The 21,917-nt window shown below is 68.7% G+C and carries 33 protein-coding genes and 1 other RNA gene; 30 read left to right on the top strand and 4 right to left on the bottom strand.

Annotated elements, in window-relative coordinates; all coding sequences use genetic code 11:
• Positions 1–6: 6 nt before the first annotated feature.
• The 15 genes from LZ009_RS21690 to LZ009_RS21620 all read left to right on the top strand — a co-directional run bounded on the left by LZ009_RS21690 (position 7) and on the right by LZ009_RS21620 (position 7,170).
• A complete protein-coding gene (locus LZ009_RS21690; RefSeq protein ID WP_275700058.1) occupies positions 7–387 on the top strand; it encodes a hypothetical protein in 381 nt (126 codons plus the stop codon).
• Between the two features lie 93 nt (positions 388–480).
• Entirely contained in the window at positions 481–840 is a 360-nt protein-coding gene (locus tag LZ009_RS21685) for a GFA family protein (RefSeq protein ID WP_275700057.1), read from the top strand.
• A gap of 16 nt (positions 841–856) precedes the next feature.
• The gene (locus LZ009_RS21680) at positions 857–1,255 is read left to right on the top strand and encodes a VOC family protein (RefSeq protein ID WP_275700056.1); all 399 of its coding nucleotides are present in this window, start codon (positions 857–859) and stop codon (positions 1,253–1,255) included.
• An 8-nt stretch (positions 1,256–1,263) separates the two neighbouring features.
• Positions 1,264–1,578: a hypothetical protein gene (locus LZ009_RS21675; RefSeq protein ID WP_275700055.1), complete on the top strand. Its 315-nt coding sequence runs from the start codon at positions 1,264–1,266 to the stop codon at positions 1,576–1,578.
• A 4-nt stretch (positions 1,579–1,582) separates the two neighbouring features.
• Positions 1,583–1,948 (top strand): VOC family protein, encoded by a 366-nt coding sequence (locus LZ009_RS21670; protein WP_275700054.1) that lies wholly within the window; start codon positions 1,583–1,585, stop codon positions 1,946–1,948.
• A gap of 6 nt (positions 1,949–1,954) precedes the next feature.
• Positions 1,955–2,701, top strand: coding sequence for a type I methionyl aminopeptidase (gene map, locus LZ009_RS21665; RefSeq protein ID WP_275700053.1), 747 nt, complete (start codon positions 1,955–1,957; stop codon positions 2,699–2,701).
• A gap of 71 nt (positions 2,702–2,772) precedes the next feature.
• On the top strand, positions 2,773–3,288 hold the full coding sequence (locus tag LZ009_RS21660) for a DUF4231 domain-containing protein (protein WP_275700052.1): 516 nt from the start codon (positions 2,773–2,775) through the stop codon (positions 3,286–3,288).
• A gap of 70 nt (positions 3,289–3,358) precedes the next feature.
• A complete protein-coding gene (locus tag LZ009_RS21655) occupies positions 3,359–3,802 on the top strand; it encodes an SRPBCC family protein (protein ID WP_275700051.1) in 444 nt (147 codons plus the stop codon).
• Positions 3,803–3,810: 8 nt separating this feature from the next.
• Positions 3,811–4,008 (top strand): hypothetical protein, encoded by a 198-nt coding sequence (locus LZ009_RS21650; protein ID WP_275700050.1) that lies wholly within the window; start codon positions 3,811–3,813, stop codon positions 4,006–4,008.
• Positions 4,009–4,024: 16 nt separating this feature from the next.
• The gene (locus tag LZ009_RS21645) at positions 4,025–4,420 is read left to right on the top strand and encodes a DUF4345 domain-containing protein (protein WP_275700049.1); all 396 of its coding nucleotides are present in this window, start codon (positions 4,025–4,027) and stop codon (positions 4,418–4,420) included.
• Complete coding sequence (locus LZ009_RS21640) at positions 4,417–4,932, top strand: GFA family protein (RefSeq protein WP_275700048.1); 516 nt, start codon at positions 4,417–4,419, stop codon at positions 4,930–4,932. Before LZ009_RS21645 ends, LZ009_RS21640 begins: the two co-directional genes overlap by 4 nt.
• Positions 4,933–4,942: 10 nt before the next feature.
• Positions 4,943–5,557 carry a glutathione S-transferase gene (locus LZ009_RS21635; RefSeq protein ID WP_275700047.1) on the top strand — a complete coding sequence of 205 codons (615 nt, stop codon included), beginning with the start codon at positions 4,943–4,945 and terminating at the stop codon, positions 5,555–5,557.
• Between the two features lie 23 nt (positions 5,558–5,580).
• Positions 5,581–5,997 (top strand): VOC family protein, encoded by a 417-nt coding sequence (locus LZ009_RS21630; RefSeq protein WP_275700046.1) that lies wholly within the window; start codon positions 5,581–5,583, stop codon positions 5,995–5,997.
• The gene (locus tag LZ009_RS21625) at positions 5,994–6,614 is read left to right on the top strand and encodes an alpha/beta hydrolase (protein WP_275700045.1); all 621 of its coding nucleotides are present in this window, start codon (positions 5,994–5,996) and stop codon (positions 6,612–6,614) included. Before LZ009_RS21630 ends, LZ009_RS21625 begins: the two co-directional genes overlap by 4 nt.
• Positions 6,580–7,170, top strand: coding sequence for a GNAT family N-acetyltransferase (locus LZ009_RS21620; protein WP_275700044.1), 591 nt, complete (start codon positions 6,580–6,582; stop codon positions 7,168–7,170). Before LZ009_RS21625 ends, LZ009_RS21620 begins: the two co-directional genes overlap by 35 nt.
• A gap of 12 nt (positions 7,171–7,182) precedes the next feature.
• Here the strand turns inward: LZ009_RS21620 and LZ009_RS21615 are convergent, their stop codons facing one another.
• Positions 7,183–7,677, bottom strand: coding sequence for an ATP-binding protein (locus LZ009_RS21615; RefSeq protein WP_275700043.1), 495 nt, complete (start codon positions 7,675–7,677; stop codon positions 7,183–7,185).
• A 94-nt stretch (positions 7,678–7,771) separates the two neighbouring features.
• Between LZ009_RS21615 and LZ009_RS21610 the strand changes: the two genes are divergently transcribed.
• From LZ009_RS21610 to htpX, 14 genes are all read left to right on the top strand, one after another.
• Entirely contained in the window at positions 7,772–8,230 is a 459-nt protein-coding gene (locus LZ009_RS21610) for a GNAT family N-acetyltransferase (RefSeq protein ID WP_275700042.1), read from the top strand.
• A gap of 13 nt (positions 8,231–8,243) precedes the next feature.
• A complete protein-coding gene (locus tag LZ009_RS21605; RefSeq protein ID WP_275700041.1) occupies positions 8,244–8,711 on the top strand; it encodes a YybH family protein in 468 nt (155 codons plus the stop codon).
• Between the two features lie 175 nt (positions 8,712–8,886).
• Positions 8,887–9,357: a rod shape-determining protein gene (locus tag LZ009_RS21600; protein WP_275700040.1), complete on the top strand. Its 471-nt coding sequence runs from the start codon at positions 8,887–8,889 to the stop codon at positions 9,355–9,357.
• 7 nt (positions 9,358–9,364) lie between these two features.
• Positions 9,365–9,820, top strand: coding sequence for a metallophosphoesterase family protein (locus LZ009_RS21595; RefSeq protein ID WP_275700039.1), 456 nt, complete (start codon positions 9,365–9,367; stop codon positions 9,818–9,820).
• A 48-nt stretch (positions 9,821–9,868) separates the two neighbouring features.
• Positions 9,869–10,231, top strand: a complete 363-nt coding sequence (locus tag LZ009_RS21590; RefSeq protein WP_275700038.1) for a polyhydroxyalkanoate granule-associated phasin — start codon at positions 9,869–9,871, stop codon at positions 10,229–10,231.
• 38 nt (positions 10,232–10,269) lie between these two features.
• The gene (locus LZ009_RS21585) at positions 10,270–11,196 is read left to right on the top strand and encodes a LysR substrate-binding domain-containing protein (RefSeq protein WP_275700037.1); all 927 of its coding nucleotides are present in this window, start codon (positions 10,270–10,272) and stop codon (positions 11,194–11,196) included.
• 84 nt (positions 11,197–11,280) lie between these two features.
• Entirely contained in the window at positions 11,281–12,165 is an 885-nt protein-coding gene (locus LZ009_RS21580) for an amino acid ABC transporter substrate-binding protein (RefSeq protein WP_275700036.1), read from the top strand.
• 66 nt (positions 12,166–12,231) lie between these two features.
• The gene (locus LZ009_RS21575; protein ID WP_275700035.1) at positions 12,232–12,996 is read left to right on the top strand and encodes an amino acid ABC transporter permease; all 765 of its coding nucleotides are present in this window, start codon (positions 12,232–12,234) and stop codon (positions 12,994–12,996) included.
• Positions 12,997–13,082: 86 nt separating this feature from the next.
• Complete coding sequence (locus tag LZ009_RS21570) at positions 13,083–13,751, top strand: amino acid ABC transporter permease (protein WP_275700034.1); 669 nt, start codon at positions 13,083–13,085, stop codon at positions 13,749–13,751.
• A gap of 24 nt (positions 13,752–13,775) precedes the next feature.
• A complete protein-coding gene (locus tag LZ009_RS21565; RefSeq protein ID WP_275700085.1) occupies positions 13,776–14,513 on the top strand; it encodes an amino acid ABC transporter ATP-binding protein in 738 nt (245 codons plus the stop codon).
• A 105-nt stretch (positions 14,514–14,618) separates the two neighbouring features.
• Positions 14,619–15,647, top strand: coding sequence for a dihydroorotase (pyrC, locus tag LZ009_RS21560; protein WP_275700033.1), 1,029 nt, complete (start codon positions 14,619–14,621; stop codon positions 15,645–15,647).
• Positions 15,644–16,387, top strand: coding sequence for an NYN domain-containing protein (locus tag LZ009_RS21555; RefSeq protein ID WP_275700032.1), 744 nt, complete (start codon positions 15,644–15,646; stop codon positions 16,385–16,387). The genes pyrC and LZ009_RS21555 overlap by 4 nt, the downstream gene beginning before the upstream one ends.
• The gene (locus LZ009_RS21550; protein ID WP_275700031.1) at positions 16,384–17,160 is read left to right on the top strand and encodes a DUF3025 domain-containing protein; all 777 of its coding nucleotides are present in this window, start codon (positions 16,384–16,386) and stop codon (positions 17,158–17,160) included. The genes LZ009_RS21555 and LZ009_RS21550 overlap by 4 nt, the downstream gene beginning before the upstream one ends.
• A 69-nt stretch (positions 17,161–17,229) precedes the next feature.
• A complete protein-coding gene (gene htpX, locus LZ009_RS21545) occupies positions 17,230–18,102 on the top strand; it encodes a protease HtpX (RefSeq protein ID WP_275700030.1) in 873 nt (290 codons plus the stop codon).
• 41 nt (positions 18,103–18,143) lie between these two features.
• Here htpX and rnpB read toward each other — a convergent pair.
• The 3 genes from rnpB to LZ009_RS21530 form a co-directional block, all read right to left on the bottom strand.
• Positions 18,144–18,491, bottom strand: an RNA gene (gene rnpB / locus LZ009_RS21540) — RNase P RNA component class A.
• Positions 18,492–18,516: 25 nt separating this feature from the next.
• A complete protein-coding gene (locus tag LZ009_RS21535; RefSeq protein WP_275700029.1) occupies positions 18,517–19,200 on the bottom strand; it encodes an RNA pseudouridine synthase in 684 nt (227 codons plus the stop codon).
• On the bottom strand, positions 19,197–20,819 hold the full coding sequence (locus tag LZ009_RS21530; protein WP_275700028.1) for an MBL fold metallo-hydrolase: 1,623 nt from the start codon (positions 20,817–20,819) through the stop codon (positions 19,197–19,199). The genes LZ009_RS21535 and LZ009_RS21530 overlap by 4 nt, the downstream gene beginning before the upstream one ends.
• Positions 20,820–20,949: 130 nt before the next feature.
• On the opposite strand from LZ009_RS21530, the gene LZ009_RS21525 reads away from it, so the two are divergent.
• Positions 20,950–21,909, top strand: coding sequence for a Bug family tripartite tricarboxylate transporter substrate binding protein (locus LZ009_RS21525; protein WP_275700084.1), 960 nt, complete (start codon positions 20,950–20,952; stop codon positions 21,907–21,909).
• Positions 21,910–21,917 lie beyond the last annotated feature (8 nt).

The following is a 21,917-nucleotide window of genomic DNA, read 5'->3' as shown; positions in this document are numbered from 1 at the left end:
AAGGACATGCCGTTCCGCCTCGCTCTCTTCCGCGCTGCAGAAGGACTCGGTTCCATGCACACGTGGGAACGGGAGCATCGCGAGCCCTTGGGCACTCGAAACCAGGTCAGGGCTGCGCTCGAAGGCATCCTTCCCGGGCTGCGCTGGGAGGAATCGAGCGAGCGGCTGTTTGCGTCCGGCGCTTTCGATGGGGAAGAGCACGCCTTCGAAGTGACGCTGTTCGGCGGTGCGGACGAGATCCTGCTGGAGATCGATGTCTATTCCGGCCCGCCGGCAATCCGGGCGATCATGTCGGGGCTCGGCCTGAACTACTGCCAGGCGCAGGAATCGGGCGAGCTCTACTTTCCATTCGCAGCTGGCCAGCACTGGCCGCAAGCGCCACGCTGACAGGAAGGGATCGCGTGTGACCGACCTTCCATGCGGACGACTCCGATGCCCCCGGGGATCGAGCCTGCAGCAGCAAACACCTGGAGACGCACCATGCTGACCGGAAGCTGCCACTGCGGCGCCATTACCATCGAGCTGCCCTCCGCCCCGGAGACGGCCACCAGCTGCAACTGTTCCATCTGCAGGCGCCTCGCCGGCGTGTGGGCCTACTACGCGTTCGGGACCGTGCGGGTCACCGGCCATCCGGAGCACACGCAGGAGTACATCCACGGCGACCGGACGCTGAGGACGCTGCGCTGCGCGACCTGCGGCTGCACCACGCACTGGGAGCCGCTCGATGCCAAGCCCGGCGCACGCCATGGCGTGAACCTGCGCAACTTCGATCCCAAGCTGCTGGAGTCGGTGCGCGTGCGGCGCCTCGACGGAGCCGACACCTGGCAGTACCTGGATTGAACCCGGAGCACCGACCTTGTTCTCGCATGTCTTCCTCGGCGTCGCCGAATTCGACCGGGCGCTGGCTTTCTACCGCGCGTTGATGCCCGTGCTGGGCGTGCAGGAGCGCTTCTGCAATCGGGAACGTCCGTGGGCCGGCTGGCAGTCGCATCCCGGCCCCAGGCCGCTGTTCCTGATCGGCAAGCCGTTCGACCAGCTTGCCCACGCGGCCGGCAACGGGCAGATGGTGGCCTTCCTGGCTGCGAGCCGGGCCACGGTCGACGAGGCCTACCGGGTGGCACTGGCCAGCGGCGGCGTGTCGGAAGGGGCGCCGGGGCTGCGGCCCGAGTACCACGCCAATTACTACGGCGCTTATTTCCGCGACACCGAAGGCAACAAGATCTGCGTCGCCTGCCACGACGCGCCCCCGCCCTGACGGATCGCATGCCCGACGCCGCCGACCCGCCTGCCCCGGAAGGCTTCCCCCGCATCTACGCCGTCGCCAAGTGGATCGTGGTGGGTTCCCTGGCGCTGCTCACCATCGTGGCGGCGGCGTTCTGGGCCGTGCTTCTCGGCGGCTTTGCCGGTTCCGGCTTCCGCGCCGTCGAGCCGGCCGGCGCGCCCCAGGAGGCGGTGGAGATCACGCCCGAATGCGCGTGGCCCTACAGCGTGCACGACGAACACGCGAAGGCCGTGTGCCGCATGTTCTACCATCTCACGCCCGAGCAACGCGCCAAGGCCCTGAAGGGCCGCCAGTAGATCCATGTTCGACCACGTCTTCTTCGGTGTCCGCGACTACCAGGCCAGCAAGGCCTTCTATCTGCAGGCCCTGCAGCCGCTCGGCATCGAGCTGGTGCAGGAGAACGCCCTGGGCGTCGAGATGAGCGCGGACGGCAAGACCTCGCTGTGCCTCGGCCCCACGCAGGAGAAGCCGGCGCACCTGCACATCGCGTTCCGCGCGGCAACCCGCCAGCAGGTGCGGGACTTCCATCGCGCGGCCCTGGCGGCGGGCGGCAAGGACAACGGCGCCCCGGGGCTGCGTCCGCAGTACCACGCCAACTACTACGCGGCTTTCGTGCTGGACCCGGACGGCCACAACGTCGAACTGGTCTGCCACGAACCGGGATAATCCGGCATGACCATCGAAACCCAGGACGACGTCGTCGGCCTCCAGCGCATCGGCCGCATCGTGTCGCTGGTGCTCCAGCAGATGCTGGACGCGGCCGAACCCGGCATGACCACCCGCGAGCTCGACGCGTTCGGCGAACGCTGGCTCGCCGAACACGGCGCGCGCTCGGCGCCCCGGCTCACCTACGACTTCCCCGGCGCCACCTGCATCAGCATCAACGAGGAAGCCGCGCACGGCATCCCCGGCGACCGCGTGATCCGCGCCGGCGACGTGCTGAACGTCGACGTGTCGGCGGAGCTCGACGGCTACTTCGCCGATACCGGCGGCACGGTGGTGGTGCCGCCCACCAATCCGCTGAAGACGCGCCTGTGCCACGCCACCCGCACGGCGCTGGAAGCGGCGATGAAGCATGCGCGCGCGGGGCAGCCGATCAGCGGCATAGGCGCCGCCATCGAGCGCACGGCCAAGGCCTACGGCTTCAAGGTGATCGAGAACCTCGGCAGCCATGGCGTCGGCCGTGCGTTGCACGAGGAGCCGGAGCACATCGCCGGCTACTTCGATCCGGCGGACATGCGCACGCTGAAGGAAGGGATGGTCATCACGATCGAACCCTTCCTCTCCACGCGCAGCCGGATCGTCACCGAGACGGCCGACGGCTGGACGCTGGCCGGCGCCGCGGGCAACCTGTCGGCGCAGTACGAGCACACGATGATCATCACCCGCGGCGCGCCCATCGTCGTTACCCTGCATTGAGTGCGCCGGGGAGGGCTTGCCAAACCCTCCCCCGCGGGCACAATCCTCCGCGCAACGGCAGGGAGGCCACCATGTCCGCAGCATCCCCTTACTCGGCGCGAACGCCGGACGACTACCTGAAGACGCGCGTCGACTTCAAGACCGACGCCTACACCCGCAAGGGGGACCGCTACCGCTGGGGCTACCTGGGCACCGCGTCGCTGGCGGCGATCTTCGCGGCGACCGTGCCCGTGCTGATCAACGTGAAGGACGTGCCGTCCATCGTGCCCACGCTGCTCAGCCTGCTGGTGACCATCCTGGTGTCGCTCGAAGGCATCTTCCACCTGCGCGAGCACTGGAAGAACTACGACCTGATGAAGTCTTTCCTGCGGCAGGAAGCCTGCCTGTACCAGGCCCGCGGCGGCGTCTATCGCGACCAGCCCGAGCAGGCGGCTTTCGTGCTGCTCGTGGAACGGGTCGAGGACGCCATCGCCAAGGAGCGCGCCCAGACCATCGAGATGCGGACGGCGCGCGAGTCGGCCGAGCACCGGCCAGCGCCGCCCAAGGCCGGCGGCCAGCAGGATGCGCGGCCAGGAAGCGATTCCTGAGCATGTCGATTTCCGGCCCGCCCGTTCGTCGTAGCAGCAGAGGGTCGTCCTCTTCCCCATGGAGCCAAGCATGAGCAACACCGTCCGCCTGCACCGCGTCCTGCGCGCGCCGCCCGAGCGCATCTATCGCGCCTTCCTCGACCCGGCGGCCATGTGCAAGTGGCTGCCGCCCTACGGCTTCACCGGCCAGGTCCAGCAGATGGACGCCAAGGTGGGCGGCAGCTGGCGCATGTCCTTCACCAACTTCGGCAACGGCCAGAGCCATTCCTTCGGCGGCAAGTACCTGGAGCTCCAGCCGGGCGCGAAGCTGCGCTACACGAGCAAGTTCGACGATCCGAACCTGCCCGGCGAGATGGTCACCACCGTCACGCTCACGCAGGTGTCCTGCGGCACCGAGATGAACGTGGTGCAGGAGAACATCCCCTCCGTGATCCCCGCCGAGATGTGCTACCTGGGCTGGCAGGAGTCGCTGCTGCAGCTGGCCCGCGTGGTCGAACCCGAAATCAGCGAATAGGGGACGGCATGGACAGGCGGCTGCGCGCGGGCATGGCGATCACGCCCGAGGAGTTCGAAGAGCTCACGGACGACCAGCTGGAAAAGCTGGTGCCCAAGGCCTATCGTGACTACTATCCCGGCAAGGACGCCTGCGGCGACGGCTTCTTCTACCTGCACGACGGGACGGCCTGGAGCTTCTACAAGGGCGGCTTGCTGGACGAATAGACAACGAGGGGATCCCATGCCGGTCGAAATGCCGCTTTCCGCGAGCCAGCTGGTCGTGCGGATCTGCCTGTTCCTGTTCACGGCCATCGCGCTCCTGGGCGGCACCCTGCAGTTCGTGCTCGGGCAGCCCGACACCACCCCGCGCCTGGACAACGTGCATCGCTTCCTCGCGGGCATCTACTTCGGCACCGGCCTCATCTGCCTGTGGTCCGCCATCACCGTGCGGCAGCAGGGCACGCTGGTTTACCTGATCGCCCTCGCGGTCTTCATGGCCGGCCTGGGACGCGTGGTGTCCATGTCCATCGTCGGCCTGCCGGAGCCCAAGGCCTTGTGGATCGGTTACCTGGTGCCGGAGCTCTTGCTGCCCATCGTGATGGCCGCGGCCCACTACCTGGGAACGCAGTCGAAATGAACGAACCCCTCGTCTTTCCCACCGAAGGCGGCTGCGACTGCCGCGCCGTGCGCTATCGCATGGAGACGCCTCCGCTGGTGGTGCACTGCTGCCACTGCCGCTGGTGCCAGCGCGAGTCGGGCGCGTCCTTCGCCTTGAACGCGATGATCGAATCCGACCGTGTCGCCAATCTCGGCGAGCCGCCGGAGATCGTGGACACGCCTTCGGAAAGCGGCAAGGGGCAGCAGATCGCACGCTGCCCGCATTGCCGCGTGGCCGTGTGGAGCCACTATGCGGGTTCGGGGCCGTTCACCAAGTTCGTCCGCGTCGGCACGCTCGACCAGCCGGACCTGTTGCCGCCCGACGTGCACATCTTCACCGCGAGCAAGCAGCCCTGGGTGCTGCTGCCGCCCGGGACGCCGGCCTTCGAGGTGTACTACGAGCGCGAAGAGGTCTGGACCAGGGACGCCCTGGCGCGCCGCGCCGCCTTGCTGCCGCGGATCCAGGCCTGGCAGGCATCGCAGCGGCGCTAACATCCGGGCGATGTACACCCTGTTCGGAATCAAGGGCTCCGGCTCGGCCGCCGTCGAAGGCGCGCTGGAACTCACGGGCCAGCCTTATCGCCTGGTGACTGCCGCTTCGTGGGAAAGCGGCAGCGACATCGCGCAACTCGAGCGCGCCAATCCGTTGAAGCAGATCCCCACGCTGGTGCTGCCCGACGGAACCGTCATGACCGAGAGCGCGGCGATCCTGATCCACCTGGGACTGGTGCATCCCGCCTCGTGGCTCTTGCCTGCCGAGGCCTCCGCGCGCGCCGTCGCCATGCGCGGGCTGGTCTACATCGCCGCCAACTGCTATTCGGCGATCAGCATCTCCGACTACCCGGAGCGCTGGCTGGCCGACGCTTCCGATGCGGCCAAGGACAACCTGCGCGCCGGCACGCGGCAGCGGCTGTACCAGCACTGGGACATCTTCGCCGACACGTTCGCGCTCAACCCGGCGCAGCCCGGCGGCCTGGAGCTGCTGGCCGCCGTGGTGTCCAAGTGGTCGGGCGCGCGCAAGCACCTGCAGCAGAGCCGGCCTGCGTGCGCGGCCGCGCTCGCGGCCATCGAGGCGCACGCGCGCGTGCAACCCGTGTTTGCCCGGCATTGGCCTTGAATCCCTCGGAGCCCGACAAAACGATGAATCCCGCATCCACGCCACCGGCCCTGCAAGCCGTCGACCACATCCACATCCACGTGACCGATCGCCCGAAGGCCGAGCGCTGGTACCGCGAGGTGCTGGGGTTCACGCGGGTCCCGGAGCTGGAACGCTGGACGGCGGACCACGGGCCGCTGACGCTGCGCAACGCCGGCGGCACGATCCACCTGGCGCTGTTCGAAAGGCCGGCGCAACCGAGCCGCACCACGATCGCCATGCGGGTGACGGCCCCCGACTTCCTGGCCTGGCGCACGCACCTGGCGCAGGCGCTGGGCCGGCCTATGCAGGCGGAAGACCACGAGGTTTCCTGGTCGCTGTACTTCGTCGATCCGGACGGCAACCCCTACGAGATCACGAGCTACGAGTACGAGGACCTGCGTTCGCGCTTGCAGGCGTGACCGTTCCGAACCACCTCGCCGACTTCCCCGCCGGCGACGCACCGGTGCCGGCCTTGCTGTTCGCGCCCGGCCAGTCCTACCGCATGCACCGGCCGATTCCGGTGCAGCTTGCGCAGCACGTCGTGCCGCGCGGCATCGCCGTGTTCCGCTTCGACTGGACGGCGCCCGGCGCGGAAGCGGCCGACCTGCGGGCGATGCTGGCCATGCTGCGCAGCGACCCGCGCGTGGATGTCCGCAACATCTGGATCGGGGGCAAGTCGCTGGGTTCCGTGATGGCCTGGCAGTTGCTCGCCGATGAGCCCGCGCTGCGCGGCGCCGTGCTGCTGACGCCGATCTGCACGCCGCCCGATGGGGACGCCGACGGACCGTATCCAGGCATCGATGCGGAACGGCGGCCCTTGCTCTTCCTCTCCGGCGCGGAAGACCGCCTGTGCGAACCCGCCGCGCTCTACCGGTTTGCCGCGCGCGCGCCGGGCGCGGTGCGCGTCGATGTCATTGCCGGCGGCCACGACCTGGGTGGCGAAGCCGGCGCCGAGCTCGCGGGGCGGCTGGTCGCGGACTTCCTGGGCAGCCATTGCCATCATGACGAAGCTCACGCTGCATCCCCTCACGCCTGAACGCTGGCCGGACCTGGAGGCGCTGTTCGCGGCACGCGGTTGTTCCGAAGCACGCCGTTGCTGGTGCATGTATTACCGGGTGCGCGGCAAGGAGACCGGGTTCACGCGGCCGGGCGACGGGCAGCCGGCGCGCGCCAAGGCGGCGCTGCACGAGCTGGCGCAGCGCGATCCTCCGCCGGGGCTCATCGGCTACCGTGGGAAGCAGGCGGTGGGATGGATCTCGCTCGGCCCGCGGGAGGACTACGCCAAGCTGGCCAACTCGCCGACCATGAAGCCGGTGGACGCCACGCCGGTGTGGTCCATCGTCTGCCTCGTGGTGCCGTCCGAATTCCGCGGGCAGGGCGTCGCGCGCGAGCTGGTCGCCGGCGCCGTGGCCTATGCGCGCAGGCGGGGCGTCCGCGTGCTCGAGGCGTATCCGGTCGACAAGGAGCAGCCGTCGCCGCCGCACGCGCCCTGGTTCGGCTCCTTGGCGATGTTCGACGAGGCCGGCTTCGACGAAGTGGCACGGCGCAAGCCGGCGCGGCCGGTGGTGCGCCTGCACCTGGCCCGGCGCTAGGCACGGCCCGGATCAGGCCAGTTCGACCCAGCGCGCCGCAGCTGGGGTCGCAGCCGGTCCGACCGCCAGCACCGGCAGGACGGCGGCGTGGGCGGAGCTGCAGGGCAGGGTGACGGTGCAGACGTTGCCGCCGCCCGGACGCGGGCTGACCTGCAGCGTGCCGCCATGCGCGAGCGTGGTGGCGCGCGCGGCCGCCAGGCGCGCGGCCGGCAAAGGCCAGCCGCGGTCCTTCAACACCAGCACCACGTGCCCCTCGTCGTCGTCGCGGGTTGCCACCAGCACGCGGCGCCATGCGAAGTGCGTGGCTTCCATGGAGGCCATCGCGTCGAGCAGCAGGTTCAGCAGCATCTGCTGCAGCTCGTGCCGGTTCCCGTGCACGCTGCAGTGCAGTGCCTGCGCCTGCAGGATCAGTTCGGAGCGGCGCCGCTTCGCCTCGCCGGCCAGGGCCTGCAGCGCTGCCACCATCACCGCGTGCAGGTCCACGTCCTTTCCCGGGTCTTCCTTCATGCAGCGATGCTCTTCCCCGGGCGCAGCCGCACCAATTGGACGAAGGTCCCATGGGGCTGCGGCACAATGCCGGTCCCATCCCGCCAGCAGCACCATGCAGATCCGCCGCGACGACCTCACCGGGCCCGAGATCCAGGCCCTGCTCGAAGAGCACCTGCGCAACATGCACGAGCTTTCGCCGCCCGAAAGCGTGCACGCCCTCGACCTGGAGAAGCTGCGCCGGCCCGACATCACCTTCTGGACCGCCTGGTCGGACGAGGGCGAGCTGCTGGCCTGCGGGGCGCTGCGGGAGCTGTCGCCGCGGCACGGCGAGATCAAGTCGATGCGCACGCCGCAGGCCGCGCGCCGGCGCGGCGCGGGCCGGGCGATGCTGGAACACATCCTCGCCGAGGCGCGCAAGCGCAACTACGAACGCCTGAGCCTGGAGACCGGCGCCGAGCCGGGCTTCGTGCCGGCGCGCCGGCTGTACGCGAGCGCCGGCTTCGTCGAGTGCCCGCCCTTCGGCGACTACCGCGAGGACCCGCACAGCTTCTTCATGACCCGCCTGCTCTGACCGAGGAACGACGATGAAACTAGTCCCCATGCTGGCCGCGACGCTGGCCCTGGCCGGCTGCAGCATGATGCCCGGCGCGCCCGGCGCTGCCGGCAAGGCCGACATCGCCGCGGCGCGCGAGCAGGTGATGGCGACCGAGCGCGCCTTTGCCCGCACGATGGCCGACCGCAACCTGCAGGCTTTCTCCAGCTTCCTGTCGGAGGAGGCGGTGTTCTTCAGCGGCCCCACGCCGCTGCGGGGCAAGGCGGCGGTGACGGCGTTCTGGCAGCGTTTCTACAACACTCCGCAGGCGCCTTTTTCGTGGGAGCCGGACGAGGTGGAAGTCCTGGATTCAGGGACCCTGGCGCTCAGTTCCGGTCCCGTGAAGAACCCCGAAGGCGTGATCTTCGCCCGCTTTACCTCCATCTGGCGGCTGGAAGCCCCGGGGCAGTGGCGCATCGTGTTCGACCGCGGCAACCCCGTGGCGCCGGCCAAGCCGTAAGGGGACTGGCGGGGCGGACCTCGCCCCCGCTATAGTGCTGGCGCGGCCGCAAGAGCCGTGCATTGCCAAATTCAAGGAGGGCCCCCATGCAGATCCGTTCGTTCGGAGCGCTCGCGCTTGTCGCCTGCGCCGTGGAGGCCTTCGCCGCCGCTTCCGTCCCCCCGCTCTGAGTCCCATGGCCACGCTGATCTACGTCCAGGTTTCCCCGCATCGCCTGACCTTGCGCAACGCGAAGTCGGGCGAATCGGTCACGACCTCGCCGGAAATCGCGCTGGCCAAGGGCCGCAAGCCCAAGGTGGTGGCCGTCGGGGCCAAGGCGCGCAAGCAGGAGTCGCGCAACGTGCAGGTGCTCAATCCGTTTGCGCATCCGCGCACGCTGCTGGCGGACTTCGGCGCCGCCGAGCTGCTGCTGCGCACCCTGATGGCGCAAGTGAAGGGCAGCCGCTCGCTGTTCGGCGGGCCCCGCGTGGTGATGCACCTGCAGGACGACCCGGCCGGCGGCTTCACCCAGCTGGAGATCCGCGGCTTCCAGGAGCTGGCCAAGGGCGCCGGCGCCTCGCAGGCGGTGGTCTGGCAAGGCCCCAACCTCACCGACGAGCAATTGAAATCCGGCGTCTTCCCCAAGGAGGGCCGGGTTCTTTCATGATGCGGGCATGCTCCGCATCGGCCTGATTTCCGACACCCACGGCCTGCTGCGCCCCGAAGTCCTGGACTTCCTGCGCGGCAGCGACCACATCCTGCACGCCGGCGACATCTGCACGGCCGACGTCCTCGAGCAGCTCGGCGCCCTCGCGCCTGTGACCGCCGTGCGCGGCAACAACGATCGCGGCGGCTGGGCCGACCGGCTCGCGGCCAGCGAGATCGTGCGCTTCGAGGACGTGTGGGTGCACATGCTGCACGACGTGGCCGACCTCGATCTCGACCCCCCGGGCGCCGGCATCCAGGTGCTGGTCTGCGGCCATTCGCACAAGCCGCGGATCGAGCAACGCCAGGGCGTGCTGCACGTCAACCCGGGCAGCGCGGGGCCGCGGCGCTTCCAGCTGCCGATTTCGGCGGGCGAACTGCGCATCGATGGGGCCGGCGTGTCGGCGTATCTGGTCGAGTTCTGAGGCTTTGGCCGACAGCGCCGCGGCGCGGCCGCTGCGCAGAATGGGCCCATGAACACACGCCGCCGCTCCTCCGCCCACCTTTCGCGCCAGGCCGGCGAACTGGCCCTGGCCGTACCGCAGGTGGTGGCCCACCGCCTCACGCGCATGGCGCTGGCCGGCCCGACGCTCAGCGCCCGCGACCGCAAGGAGTTCCAAGGCATGGGCCAGGAAAAGCTCGTCGCCTTCTGGCAGTCGTGGTTCGGCATGGGCTGGGCGATGGCGCAGATGTGGCAGAAGGCCTGGCTGGCCGCGCTGCAGGGCGCCCGCATGCCTTCGATCGACACCAATCACATCTTGTCGCAGGCATTGGCGCCGGTGCACCGCAAGGCGACGGCCAACGCCAAGCGCCTGGCGCGCACCCCTCTTCGCTAGGGCATACCCGGGGTGCGGCCCCCGCGATAATCGCCGCCATGGAAACCAAGTGGCTGGAAGATTTCGTCAGCCTGGCCGAGACGCGCAGCTTCAGCCGCTCGGCGCAGCTGCGCCACGTGACGCAGCCTGCCTTTTCGCGCCGCATCCAGGCGCTGGAAGCCTGGGCCGGCACGGACCTCGTGGACCGCAGCTCCTACCCGACGCGCCTGACGCCGGCGGGTGAGACCCTGTACGCGCAATCGCTGGAGATGCTGCAGGCGCTGCAAAGCACGCGCGCCATGCTGCGCGGGCACGCGGCCGCCGGGCAGGACGTGATCGAGTTCGCCGTGCCGCACACGCTGGCCTTCACCTTCTTTCCGGCCTGGGTCTCCAGCCTGCGCGAGAAGTTCGGCCCCATCAAGAGCCGCCTGATCGCGCTGAACGTGCACGACGCCGCCATGCGGCTGGTGGAAGGCAGCTGCGACGTGCTGATCGCCTACCACCACGATTCGCAGCCATTGCAGCTGGACCCGGTGCGCTACGAGATGCTGACGCTGGGCGAGGAATCGCTGGCGCCGTACTGCAAGCCCGACGCCGAGGGCCAGCCCCTCTTCAAGCTGCCTGGGCGGCAGGGCCATCCGCTGCCTTACCTCGGCTACGCGCCCGGGGCCTACCTGGGACGCGTGGCGGACCTCGCCGTGAAACAGGCTGGCACCGCCATCCACCTCGACCGCGTCTATGAAACCGACATGGCCGAAGGCCTGAAGGTGATGGCGCTGGAGGGCCTGGGCATCGCCTTCCTGCCGCACAGCGCGGTGAAGAAGGAGCTGCGGGCGCGCCGGCTGGTGAACGCCGCCGGCCCGGAACTGCCGGGCCTCACGGTGACCATGGAGCTGCGCGCCTACCGCGAAAAACCCGGGGCGCGCGAGGCGCCCAAGGGCACGGCGCAGGCCCTCTGGCAGTTCCTGGCGGGCGACCGGGCATAAACCCTGCTTTCGGGTGCTTTTGGCGGGGCTCAGCCTAGAATCGCATCGCTTTCGCGTTTTGAGACGCATCACAAGGAGATTTGAATGAAGAAGCAACTGTTGGCGTTCGCCATCGCTGCCGTCGCCGCCACCGGCGCCCTGGCCCAGGCCAACGACACCCTCGCCAAGGCCAAGTCCGCCGGCAAGGTGGTGATGGGCGTGCGTGAATCGTCCGCGCCCCTGTCGTACACGCTGGGCAACAACCAGTTCACCGGCTACCACGTCGAACTCTGCCAGCGCATCCTGAAGGCCGTGCTGCCGGGCGTCCCGGTCGAATACGTGCCGGTCACCTCCGCCAACCGCATTCCCCTGGTGCAGAACGGCACCGTCGACATCGAGTGCGGCTCGACCACCAACAACGCCACCCGCCAGAAGGACGTGGCCTTCGCGCTGACCACCTACGTCACGGAAGTGCGCACCGCGGTCAAGACCAGCTCCAAGATCAAGTCGGTCGCCGACCTGAACGGCAAGAACGTGGCCACCACCACCGGCACCACCTCGGTGGCGCTGCTGCGCAAGAACAAGCGCGCCCAGGGCATCCAGTTCAACGAGGTCTACGGCAAGGACCACGCCGACAGCTTCCTGCTGCTCGAGTCCGGCCGCGCCGACGCCTTCGTGATGGACGACAACATCCTGGCCGGCCTGATCGCCAGCTCCAAGTCGCCCAAGGACTTCCATATCGTCGGCGAGACCCTGAACGTCGAACCGATCGCCATCATGGTCCGCAAGGACGACCCGAAGTTCAAGAAGGCCGTGGACGACTACATCCGCGGTGCCATGAAGGACGGCGAGCTGAACCTGCTGTACACCAAGTGGTTCATGAAGCCGATCCCCCCGAAGGACACCAGCGTGAACCTGCCCATGGGCAAGATCATGTCGGACCTGGTGAAGAAGCCTTCCGACGCCCCGGCGGAAGAGTTCAACAAGTAAGAAGCCCCGCACCGGCCGCGCTCGCGCGCGGCCGGCTGCAACAGCAAAGAAGAACGAGGAGGCGGCATGGCGCTGGAGTGGCAGGTGTTCTGCCTGGACACGATCGACAAGACGCCGGTCAAGGGCTGCTTCGGCTCGGGCGGCGCCAACGGCACGCAGACCTACCTCGACTGGCTGATTTCGGCGTGGGGCCAGACCGTGCTGGTCGCGGCGCTCTCGCTGCTGGTGGCCCTGGTCGTCGGGTCGCTGATCGGCATCATCCGCACGCTGCCCGACAGCCCGGTGCTCACGCGCATCGGCAACTGGTGGGTCGAGCTGTTCCGCAACATCCCGCTGCTGGTGCAGATCTTCCTCTGGTACCACGTGATGCCGGTGCTGATCCCGGCTTTCGCCAACATGCCCAAGCTGGTGCTGGTGGTCATGGGCCTGGGCCTCTTCACCTCCGCGCGCATCGCGGAGCAGGTGCGCGCCGGCGTGCAGGCGCTGCCGCGCGGCCAGCGCTACGCCGCCATGGCGATGGGCTTCACCACGCCGCAGTACTACCGCTACGTGCTGCTGCCGATGGCCTACCGCATCATCATGCCGCCGCTCACCAGCGAGTGCATGAACATCTTCAAGAATTCTTCCGTCGCCTACGCCGTGTCGGTGACCGAGCTCACCTTCTTCGCGCAGCAGGCCGGGGAGGAAACCTCCCGCGGCATCGAGATCTACATGGCGGTGACGGCGCTCTACATCATCTCCGCCTTCGCCATCAACCGCATCATGGCGTTCATCGAAAAGCGGGTGCGGGTGCCGGGCTTCGTGGCCAGCACCGGCGGAGGCGGACACTGATATGACCCCCACGCTTTTCACTTCGTGTAATGCGCTGCCCCCCGAGGGGGCTTCAGGCTCCTTCGGGCGGCCGGGCGGAGCCTGATATGGCCGCCCTCGACTTTTCCGTCTTCACGGGCGAGGTCTTCCGCGCCTACATTCTCAAGGGCCTGTACTTCAGCCTGGCGCTGACGGCGGTGGCCACCCTGGGCGGCACGCTGTTCGGCACCGTGCTGGCGCTGATGCGCCTGTCCGGCAAGCCCTTCCTGGTGTGGCCGGCCACGGTGTACGTCAACGGCATGCGCTCGATCCCGCTGCTGATGGTGCTGCTGTGGTTCTTCCTGCTGGTGCCCTTCATCATCGGCCGGCCGATCGGCGCCGAGATGACCGCGGTGATCACCTTCATCGCCTTCGAGGCGGCGTACTTCTCCGAGATCGTGCGCGCCGGCATCCAGTCGATCGCGCGCGGCCAGGTCTACGCCGGCCAGGCGCTGGGCATGACCTACGGGCAGAACATGCGGCTGGTGATCCTGCCGCAGGCCTTCCGCAACATGACGCCGGTGTTCCTGACGCAGACCATCATCCTGTTCCAGGACACCTCGCTGGTCTACATCATCACGGCAGGCGACCTGCTGCACGGCTTCACCGTAGCGGGCAACAACCTGAGCCATCCGCGCGAGGCCTACATCCTCGCCGCCGTCGTCTACTTCGCGATCTGCTTCACGCTGTCCTGGCTGGTGAAGCGGCTGCAGGCGAAGATCGCCATCATTCGATAAGGACCCGCCATGAGCGACAAACCGATGATCGACATCCGCAACGTGTCCAAGTGGTACGGTCCGGTGCAAGTGCTGCAGGACTGCAGCGTGCAGATCCAGCAGAAGGACGTGGTCGTGGTGTGCGGCCCCTCCGGTTCGGGCAAGTCCACGCTGATCAAGACCGTCAACGCGCTGGAGCCGATCCAGAAGGGCGAGATCTTCGTCGACGGCGTGCAGGTCAACGCCAAGGAAACCGACCTGCCCAAGCTGCGCAGCCGCGTAGGCATGGTGTTCCAGCACTTCGAGCTGTTCCCGCACCTGTCGGTGACCGAGAACCTGACCATCGCGCAGGTCAAGGTGCTGGGCCGCTCGCTGGACGAAGCCAAGGCCCGCGGCCTGAAGGTGCTGGACCGCGTGGGCCTGATGGCGCACAAGGACAAGTACCCCGGCCAGCTGTCCGGCGGCCAGCAGCAGCGCGTGGCGATCGCCCGCGCGCTGTCGATGGACCCGATCGTGATGCTGTTCGACGAGCCGACTTCGGCGCTCGACCCCGAGATGGTGGGCGAAGTGCTGGATGTGATGGTGACGCTGGCCAAGGAAGGCATGACCATGATGGTGGTCACGCACGAGATGGGCTTCGCGCGCAAGGTCGCCAACCGCGTGATCTTCATCGACGTCGGCGGCCGCATCCTGGAAGACTGCAGCAAGGAAGAGTTCTTCGGCAATCCCGAGGCCCGGCAGCCGCGGACCAAGGACTTCCTGAACAAGATCCTGTCGCATTGAGAAGCAGGGGCTAGGTGCTAGGTTCTAGGGGCTAGGGAAGGAGTCCGGGCAGCGCGCGCTACCATCGGTATTCCCCTAGTCCCCAGCACCTAGCACCTAGCACCTATGCAACTCACCATCACCCGCCCCGACGACTGGCACCTGCACGTGCGGGACGGGGCGGCCATGGCTTCCGTCGTGCCGCATTCGGCGGCCCAGTTCGCCCGCGCGCTGATCATGCCCAACCTGCGGCCGCCGGTGACCACCGCGGCGCTGGCGCAGGCCTACCGCGAGCGCATCCTCGCCGCGGTGCCCAAGGGCGTGCGCTTCGAGCCGCTGATGTCGCTCTACCTCACCGACAACCTGGCGCCCGAGGAAATCGCGCGCGCCAAGGCGGCCGGCGTGGTCGCCCTCAAGCTCTATCCGGCCGGTGCCACCACCAACAGCGACGCCGGCGTGACCGACATCCGCAAGACCTACAAGACGCTCGAAGCCATGCAGCGCGCCGGCCTGCTACTGCTGGTGCACGGCGAGGTCACCGACCCGAGCGTCGACCTGTTCGACCGCGAAGCCGTCTTCATCGACCGCCAGCTGATTCCGCTGCGGCGCGACTTCCCCGAACTGAAGATCGTGATGGAGCACCTGACCACGCGTGAGGGCGCGCACTACGTGCGCGATGGCGGCCCCTTCATCGGCGGCACGATCACGGCGCACCACCTGCTGTACAACCGCAACGCCATCTTCACCGGCGGCATCCGCCCGCACTACTACTGCCTGCCGGTCCTCAAGCGCGAGACGCACCGGCTGGCGCTGGTCGAGGCGGCCACCAGCGGCAGTCCGCGCTTCTTCCTGGGCACCGACAGCGCGCCGCACCCGGCCGTGCTGAAGGAGCATGCGCTGGGTTGCGCCGGCTGCTACACGGCGCTGTCGGCGATGGAGCTCTACGCCGAAGCCTTCGACAGCGTGGGCGCGCTGGACAAGCTGGAGGGATTCGCCAGCTTCCACGGCGCCGACTTCTACGGCCTGCCCCGCAACAGCGGCCAATTGACGCTGAAGAAGGAGCCCTTCACGCTGCCGGAAAGCGTGCCCTTCGGCGAGGCCGAACTGAAACCCTTGCGCGGCGGCGAGACGCTGCCGTGGCGGGTGGCGGCATGAACGGCAAGCCCCGTGTGGCGCTGCTGATCGACGCCGACAACTCGCCGGCCTCCAAGATCGGCCTGATCCTCAACGAGCTGTCCACCATCGGCGAGACCAACGTGCGCCGGGCGTACGGCAACTGGAAGAAGAACGAGCTGAAGGGCTGGGAGGAGCAGCTGCACGAGCACGCGATCCGGCCGATGCAGCAGTTCGACTACAGCAAGGGCAAGAATGCCAGCGACATGGCGATGATCATCGACGCCCTGGACCTGCTGTACACCGACAAGCCGGAAGCCTTCGGCATCGTCTCCTCGGACGCCGATTTCACGCCGCTGGTGATGCACCTGCGCGCCAAGGGTTCCGCGGTCTACGGCTTCGGCGCCCGCAAGACGCCCGAGGCCTTCGTCAACGCCTGTTCCCGCTTCCTGTTCCTGGACGACCTGCGGCCGGCCGCGGGTGACGGGGAGGGCGAGTCGGAGCGCCCGCAGGCCATCCGCATGTCGACCGCGGAACTGCAGAAGGACAGGAAGCTGGTCGAACTGCTGCGCAACGCGGTGCGTTCGGCCGAGGACGACGAGGGCTGGTCGCGCGTCAACGAAGTGCGGCAGCAGATCGGCAACCAGGCGTCGTTCGACCAGCGCAACTACGGCTATTCCACGCTGACCAAGCTGCTGGCGGCCACCGGCCTGTTCGAGCTGGCCGACGAGGGCAAGTCCAACGTGTCGGTGCGCGAGAAACGGGCGCCGCGCCGCAAGTGAGCAGCGGAGTCGACTGGACGCAGCCCTGGTACGCGCCGTGGCGCGCCCTGGGCGAACCGGTGGCCGCAGCCGTGCAACTCGGCGCATCGCCGGCGGCGGCGCTCAACTCGATGGGTTGCGCCCCGGTGCGCTTCGTCGGCCAGGAAGAACTGCCGGCCGGCACCGCCTACGAACGCTTCATCTTCGAATCCGGCTGCTGCCCGGTGCGGCCGGGCCTGCACGACTTCTTCAACGGCCTGGCGTGGCTGCGCTTTCCGCACACCAAGCGGGCGCTCAATCGGCTGCAAGCGCAGGAGATCGCCCGTGCCGGCGTCGGCGCCCGGCGCGGGCCGGTGCGCGACGCGATCACGGTGTTCGACGAGAACGGCGCGCTGCTGTTCGCGCCGCCGCCGCTGTGGGAGGCCCTGGAGGCGCGCGCCTGGCGCGAGCTGTTCGTCGACCTGCGGCCGCTGTGGGCGCAGGCGCGCTTCATGGTCTTCGGCCATGCCTTGCTGGAGCAACTCGCTTCGCCGCGAAAAGGGCTGACGGCCCATGTCTGGCGCGGCCAGTGCGCTATTGATTCGGAAGCGGGCGACGACGCCTGGCTGTCCTTGCAATGCACGCCGGAGCGGCTGGCGGCCAAGCCTTTCACGCCGCTGCCGGTGCTGGGCGTGCCGGGCTGGTGGGCCGGGAACGAGAACTTTTCCTTTTATGATGACTCCTTCGTATTCCGCCCGCGCCAGAGACCAGAACAACACCCCAGCGCGGCAACTTCATCTCCCGGCGGCACTTGATACCGGAGGCGAGCAGCCTCATCTGTGGCGCGGGGGTGAACGTCCAACACCCTTCGGAGTCTTTTCGCAATGAAACGCATCGTCCTGTTCGTCCTGACCAACCTCGCCGTGGTGCTCGTGCTCGGCGTGGTCGCCAGCCTGCTGGGCGTCAACCGGTACCTGACGGCAACGGGCCTCAACCTGGGCTCGCTGCTGGTCTTCGCCGCCATCATGGGCTTCGGCGGCGCCATCATCTCGCTGCTGATCTCCAAGCCGGTCGCCAAGTGGAGTGCCGGCGTGCAGGTCATCACCGGCACCGAGGGCGCCGATGAAGCCTGGATCGTCAACACCGTGCGCAAGTTCGCCGAGCAGGCCGGCATCGGCATGCCCGAAGTCGGCATCTTCCAGGGCGAGCCCAACGCCTTCGCCACCGGCGCCTTCAAGAACAGTTCGCTGGTGGCCGTGTCCACCGGCCTGCTGCAAGGCATGACGCGCGAGGAAGTCGAGGCCGTGATCGGCCACGAGGTGGCGCACATCGCCAACGGTGACATGGTCACCATGACGCTGATCCAGGGCGTGATGAACACCTTCGTGGTGTTCCTGTCGCGGGTGGTCGGCTACCTGGTCGACGGCTTCCTGAGCAAGGGCGAGAACCGCTCGGGCCCCGGCATCGGCTACTACGTGACCACCATCGTGCTGGACATCCTGCTCGGTTTCGTGGCGGCCATGATCGTGGCCTGGTTCTCGCGGCACCGCGAATTCCGCGCGGACCGCGGCAGCGCCCAGCTGATGGGCCGCAAGCAGCCGATGATCCACGCGCTGGCCCGCCTGGGCGGCATGGTGCCGGGCGAGCTGCCCAAGAGCATCCAGGCCTTCGGCATCACCTCCGGCGTGGGCAAGCTGTTCTCCACGCACCCGCCGATCGAGGAACGCATCGCGGCGCTGCAGAACGCGCAGCAGTAAGAAGAAAGGGCCGCGGTTGCGGCCCTTTTCCATGGGGATAAGTGTGAAGTCCGCCGATACGCCGGATTTTGTGCGTCCGGTTGCCCGGACGTGACCGCCATTCATCTGGGCCGGGGGTCGCCCCACCGGCTCGGTGCTACCTACCCGCCGACAACCCCCGGGACACAGGGGCTGGGGTGTTGCCACCCCGTGCCGGCCTACTTGGTATTGCTGCGCGTAGAGATTGCCCGTTTCACCCCCAGACACTTGCGCATCCGGGACTCGTCTCTGTTGCTCTGATCCTCACCTCGCGGTGGACAGGTGTTGCCTGCTACGCTGCCCTTCGCAGTCCGGACGTTCCTCCAGTGCGGCCTTTCGGCACTTGCACCAGCGGCGGCCTGGCGGGCTTCACGGGCCTATTCTCGCAGATGGGCCTCAGAAGCGCTCGGTGGGCAGCAGGTAGCGCCACTTCCCCGGCGCGAGCTGCCCCAACGGCACCCGGCCCAGGCGCAGGCGCTTGCCGGCCAGCACGCGCAGCCCCGCCGCCTCGCAGCGCGCCGGCAGTTCGACCGGCGCCATGCCCTTGAACGCGAAACGCAGGCGCGCATCGGTGTCGGAGCTGCTGTTGACGCTCACCTTTCCCGGCAGGCCGCGCCCGAGCCGCTGCAGCACCTCGGGTGGCACCTGGCCGGCCACGTGCACGATCCATTCCTGTTCGACCAGGGCCGCGTCTTCCGTCAGGCGGCGCAGCACGCTGCGGTCCTGCGTCAGCACGACGAGTCCGCTCGCCCCGCCGCCCAGCGGCATGGGCGTGGCCAGGCGATGGAAGTGCCGCCGCAGCACGCGCATGCGCGCGCTGTCGTCGTCGGCGTGGCTCTGCGCGCTGGGCGCGGCCAGCTCGCCGGCCTGCTTGTGGAAGACGATCGTCACCGGCGTGGGCGCTTCGACCTTCGCTTTCGGATCGACTTCGATCGCTTCGTCGCGCACCAGCCGCTGCGGTTCCTCGACCAGCTGGCCGGCGACGCGGACCCAGCCGCCTTCGATCAGGTGCTCTGCTTCGCTGCGCGAGCAGCCGCGCAGCTCCGCGACGCGGCGCGACAGGCGGACGGCTTCGCTCACCGCGCGCCCTGCAGGGATTCGATGCGCTGCACGTGCGCGAGCAGCGAGCGCTTGGCCACCGGCCACATGCGCGGCGGCACGTCCGCATAGGCCAGCTCGACCCAGTCTTCCAGCGTGCCCGTCGGGCGCTCGCGCATGGCCGCCACGATGCGCGCCTCGCGCTGCAGCCGGTGCGCCTTCAGCTGCGCGATGGCCTGCTTCGCAAAACCCAGCACGTAGCCATGGGCCGGCAGGATGAATTCCATGCCGTAGCGCTCGCAGGCGGCGGACAGCGCGTCGAGCGAGTCGAGGTAGGCGGTCATGTCGCCGTCGGGCGGATCGACCACGGTGGTGCTGCCGTTCAGGATGTGGTCGCCGGAGAACAGCAGCCCGTCTTCCAGCAGCACCAGGCACACGTGATTGGCGGCGTGGCCCGGCGTGTGGATCGCCTTCAGGCTGTGGCCGCCGACCGCGATCACTTCGCCATCGCGCAGCACGCGGTCGGGCGTGAATTCGCTGGCCGGCCGCGCCGTCGGTGCCGACGGCAAACCCAGGATCGGCGGCTTGGTGCGGCACAGCGCCTGCAGCGGCTTCGCGCCGGGCGAGTGGTCCGCATGCGAGTGCGTGCAGACGATGAAGCGCACGTCGCCGCCGGTGGCGCGCCAGATGCGCTGCTGGTGTTCGGGTTCGTTCGGGCCCGGATCGACCACGATGTAGCCGCTGTCCGGGTCGCCCACGATGTAGCAGTTGGTGCCGGGGCCGGTCATCACGCCGGGGTTGGGCGCGGTCAGGCGCAGCAGATTCTTCAGCAGCGGCACCGGCTGGTCGGTGCGCCAGTCCAGGTGGTGCTGGATCTGGCCGTCGGGCGAGACCAGCGCGAGTTCGCCGTAGGGTGACTCGTGCTCCATGTAGCGCGCTTCCGCGCCTTGCAGCAGGCCGGCGCGCGGGCAACTGGTCCACAGCGGCTGCTCGCCGGCGCAGGCTTGCAGCACCGCGTCGACGGAGTCGAATTTCACCAGCCGCTCCAGCGTGCGGATGGTGGGGAAGATCATGAAGAACTGGCCCGCGTGGTGGCGCGCCAGGGCGTCGGCCGGGCGCACCCAGACCGGCTCGAACTGCTCCGCCTCGTCGGCCACCGGCTCCTGGCCGTCGGGCATGCGCGCGACGAGGAAAGGCACGTCGAAGCGGCGCGGCAGGTCGCGGTCGGTGATCCAGTGGGCCAGCAGGTAGACCTGGTCGGCGGCCAGCAGCAGCCCGCGCTCGCGGCATTGCGCGAAGAAGGGCGCCTTGCGGTCCAGCGCCGCGATGTCCTGCGCGGTCGCGGGGCGGCCGTCGGCATGGCGCGCGAGCAGCACGCCCAGCTCCTCGAAGCTCTCGCGGATGGCGGCGATCGCCTGCGTCAAGGGCAGGTCGTGCTGGCCCGGGCGCCGCGCGGCCTGGCCGTGCGCCTGCGCGTCGGCCGCGTCGATGCCGCCGCCGGGGAAGACGTAGGCGCCGGGCGCGAAGCTGGCGGTGGGGGAGCGGCGCGTCATGAGCACCTCGACGCCCTGCGAACCGTCGCGCAGCAGCAGCACCGTGGCCGCCGGGCGCGGGACTGCCGGTTCGCGCTGGGGGTGGAGTAGCTGGGTGGCTCGGACCATCGCCCGATTACATCACTTCCCGAATAAGCTCATGCCGAACGCGGGGGGTCGTCCTTGCCACAATGCACGGCACCGCATTCCAGGAGTAGCCGTGATCCAGAAACCCGCCTTCCGCCGCGCCGTCCTCGCCCTGCTGGCCGCCTGCTGCCTCGCCCCCGCCGCGCAGGCCCAGGGCGGCGACTGGCCGCAGCATCCCGTCACCTTCATCATGACCTTCCCCGCCGGCTCCGGCGTGGACGTGGTGGCGCGCACGATCCAGGAGCCGTTGGGCAAGCTGCTCGGCCAGCCCGTCATCATCGACTACAAGGTCGGTGCCGCGGGCAACGTCGCCAGCGAGTTCGTCGCGCGCGCCAAGCCGGATGGCTACACCCTGGTGTTCGGCACCGCGGCCACGCACGGCGTGAACGCCGCGCTTTACAAGAAGCTGCCCTTCGACGTGGAGGCGGACTTCGTGCCGGTCGCGCCGATCCTCGACGTGTCGAACGTGCTCACGATCAACCCGGACGTGATCAACGTGAAGACGGTCAAGGAATTCGTGGAGACGGTGCGGGCCAATCCCGGCAAGTACAACTACGCGTCGACCGGCAACGGCACCGGCACGCACATGGCGTTTGCCGAACTCAATTCGAAGCTGGGCCTGAATATGGTGCACGTACCGTACAAGGGCGGCCCCGAGGCGATCCAGTCGGTGCTGAAGGGCGAGACCTGCTGCATCATGAACCAGGTGCAGACGGTGCTGCCGCACGCCAAGGCCGGCAAGGTGCGCCTGCTGGGCGTGACGACGGCCAAGCGGGTGCCGGCGGTGCAGGACGTCCCGACCATCGCCGAAAGCGGCGTGGCGGGCACGCAGGGCTTCGACAGTTCGACCTGGTTCGCGCTCTTCGCGCCCAAGGGAACGGACCCCGCGATCGTCGCCAAGCTGAACGCCGCGGTGCGGCAGGTGCTGCAGCAGCCCGACGTGCACGCCAAATTCGAGGCCGCGGGCAACACGGTGCGCCTGGAGACGCCGGAGCAGTTCAAGGCCACGGTGCGCGTCAACCGGCAGAAGTGGGCGGATGTGGTGAAGGCGGCGAACGTGACGATCGATTGATGCACCGT

Source organism: Ramlibacter paludis, from assembly GCF_022012305.1.
GTDB lineage: Bacteria > Pseudomonadota > Gammaproteobacteria > Burkholderiales > Burkholderiaceae_C > Ramlibacter > Ramlibacter paludis.
Note: the sequence above shows the minus strand (reverse complement) of the source record. Positions and strands in the feature narration are given on the sequence as shown.

What these genes read in the sequence shown, in the direction of transcription:
- LZ009_RS21630 (WP_275700046.1), top strand. Translation starts at nt 5,581, where the DNA reads ATGAATCCCGCATCCACGCCACCGGCCCTGCAAGCCGTCGACCACATC.
- map (WP_275700053.1), top strand. Translation starts at nt 1,955, where the DNA reads ATGACCATCGAAACCCAGGACGACGTCGTCGGCCTCCAGCGCATCGGC.
- LZ009_RS21635 (WP_275700047.1), top strand. Translation starts at nt 4,943, where the DNA reads ATGTACACCCTGTTCGGAATCAAGGGCTCCGGCTCGGCCGCCGTCGAA.
- LZ009_RS21650 (WP_275700050.1), top strand. Translation starts at nt 3,811, where the DNA reads ATGGACAGGCGGCTGCGCGCGGGCATGGCGATCACGCCCGAGGAGTTC.
- LZ009_RS21615 (WP_275700043.1), bottom strand. Translation starts at nt 7,677, where the DNA reads ATGAAGGAAGACCCGGGAAAGGACGTGGACCTGCACGCGGTGATGGTG.
- LZ009_RS21570 (WP_275700034.1), top strand. Translation starts at nt 13,083, where the DNA reads ATGGCCGCCCTCGACTTTTCCGTCTTCACGGGCGAGGTCTTCCGCGCC.
- LZ009_RS21610 (WP_275700042.1), top strand. Translation starts at nt 7,772, where the DNA reads ATGCAGATCCGCCGCGACGACCTCACCGGGCCCGAGATCCAGGCCCTG.
- LZ009_RS21670 (WP_275700054.1), top strand. Translation starts at nt 1,583, where the DNA reads ATGTTCGACCACGTCTTCTTCGGTGTCCGCGACTACCAGGCCAGCAAG.
- LZ009_RS21645 (WP_275700049.1), top strand. Translation starts at nt 4,025, where the DNA reads ATGCCGGTCGAAATGCCGCTTTCCGCGAGCCAGCTGGTCGTGCGGATC.
- LZ009_RS21640 (WP_275700048.1), top strand. Translation starts at nt 4,417, where the DNA reads ATGAACGAACCCCTCGTCTTTCCCACCGAAGGCGGCTGCGACTGCCGC.
- pyrC (WP_275700033.1), top strand. Translation starts at nt 14,619, where the DNA reads ATGCAACTCACCATCACCCGCCCCGACGACTGGCACCTGCACGTGCGG.
- LZ009_RS21575 (WP_275700035.1), top strand. Translation starts at nt 12,232, where the DNA reads ATGGCGCTGGAGTGGCAGGTGTTCTGCCTGGACACGATCGACAAGACG.
- LZ009_RS21675 (WP_275700055.1), top strand. Translation starts at nt 1,264, where the DNA reads ATGCCCGACGCCGCCGACCCGCCTGCCCCGGAAGGCTTCCCCCGCATC.
- LZ009_RS21530 (WP_275700028.1), bottom strand. Translation starts at nt 20,819, where the DNA reads ATGGTCCGAGCCACCCAGCTACTCCACCCCCAGCGCGAACCGGCAGTC.
- htpX (WP_275700030.1), top strand. Translation starts at nt 17,230, where the DNA reads ATGAAACGCATCGTCCTGTTCGTCCTGACCAACCTCGCCGTGGTGCTC.
- LZ009_RS21565 (WP_275700085.1), top strand. Translation starts at nt 13,776, where the DNA reads ATGATCGACATCCGCAACGTGTCCAAGTGGTACGGTCCGGTGCAAGTG.
- LZ009_RS21655 (WP_275700051.1), top strand. Translation starts at nt 3,359, where the DNA reads ATGAGCAACACCGTCCGCCTGCACCGCGTCCTGCGCGCGCCGCCCGAG.
- LZ009_RS21605 (WP_275700041.1), top strand. Translation starts at nt 8,244, where the DNA reads ATGAAACTAGTCCCCATGCTGGCCGCGACGCTGGCCCTGGCCGGCTGC.
- LZ009_RS21555 (WP_275700032.1), top strand. Translation starts at nt 15,644, where the DNA reads ATGAACGGCAAGCCCCGTGTGGCGCTGCTGATCGACGCCGACAACTCG.
- LZ009_RS21585 (WP_275700037.1), top strand. Translation starts at nt 10,270, where the DNA reads ATGGAAACCAAGTGGCTGGAAGATTTCGTCAGCCTGGCCGAGACGCGC.
- LZ009_RS21600 (WP_275700040.1), top strand. Translation starts at nt 8,887, where the DNA reads ATGGCCACGCTGATCTACGTCCAGGTTTCCCCGCATCGCCTGACCTTG.
- LZ009_RS21690 (WP_275700058.1), top strand. Translation starts at nt 7, where the DNA reads ATGCCGTTCCGCCTCGCTCTCTTCCGCGCTGCAGAAGGACTCGGTTCC.
- LZ009_RS21595 (WP_275700039.1), top strand. Translation starts at nt 9,365, where the DNA reads ATGCTCCGCATCGGCCTGATTTCCGACACCCACGGCCTGCTGCGCCCC.
- LZ009_RS21660 (WP_275700052.1), top strand. Translation starts at nt 2,773, where the DNA reads ATGTCCGCAGCATCCCCTTACTCGGCGCGAACGCCGGACGACTACCTG.
- LZ009_RS21620 (WP_275700044.1), top strand. Translation starts at nt 6,580, where the DNA reads ATGACGAAGCTCACGCTGCATCCCCTCACGCCTGAACGCTGGCCGGAC.
- LZ009_RS21685 (WP_275700057.1), top strand. Translation starts at nt 481, where the DNA reads ATGCTGACCGGAAGCTGCCACTGCGGCGCCATTACCATCGAGCTGCCC.
- LZ009_RS21590 (WP_275700038.1), top strand. Translation starts at nt 9,869, where the DNA reads ATGAACACACGCCGCCGCTCCTCCGCCCACCTTTCGCGCCAGGCCGGC.
- LZ009_RS21580 (WP_275700036.1), top strand. Translation starts at nt 11,281, where the DNA reads ATGAAGAAGCAACTGTTGGCGTTCGCCATCGCTGCCGTCGCCGCCACC.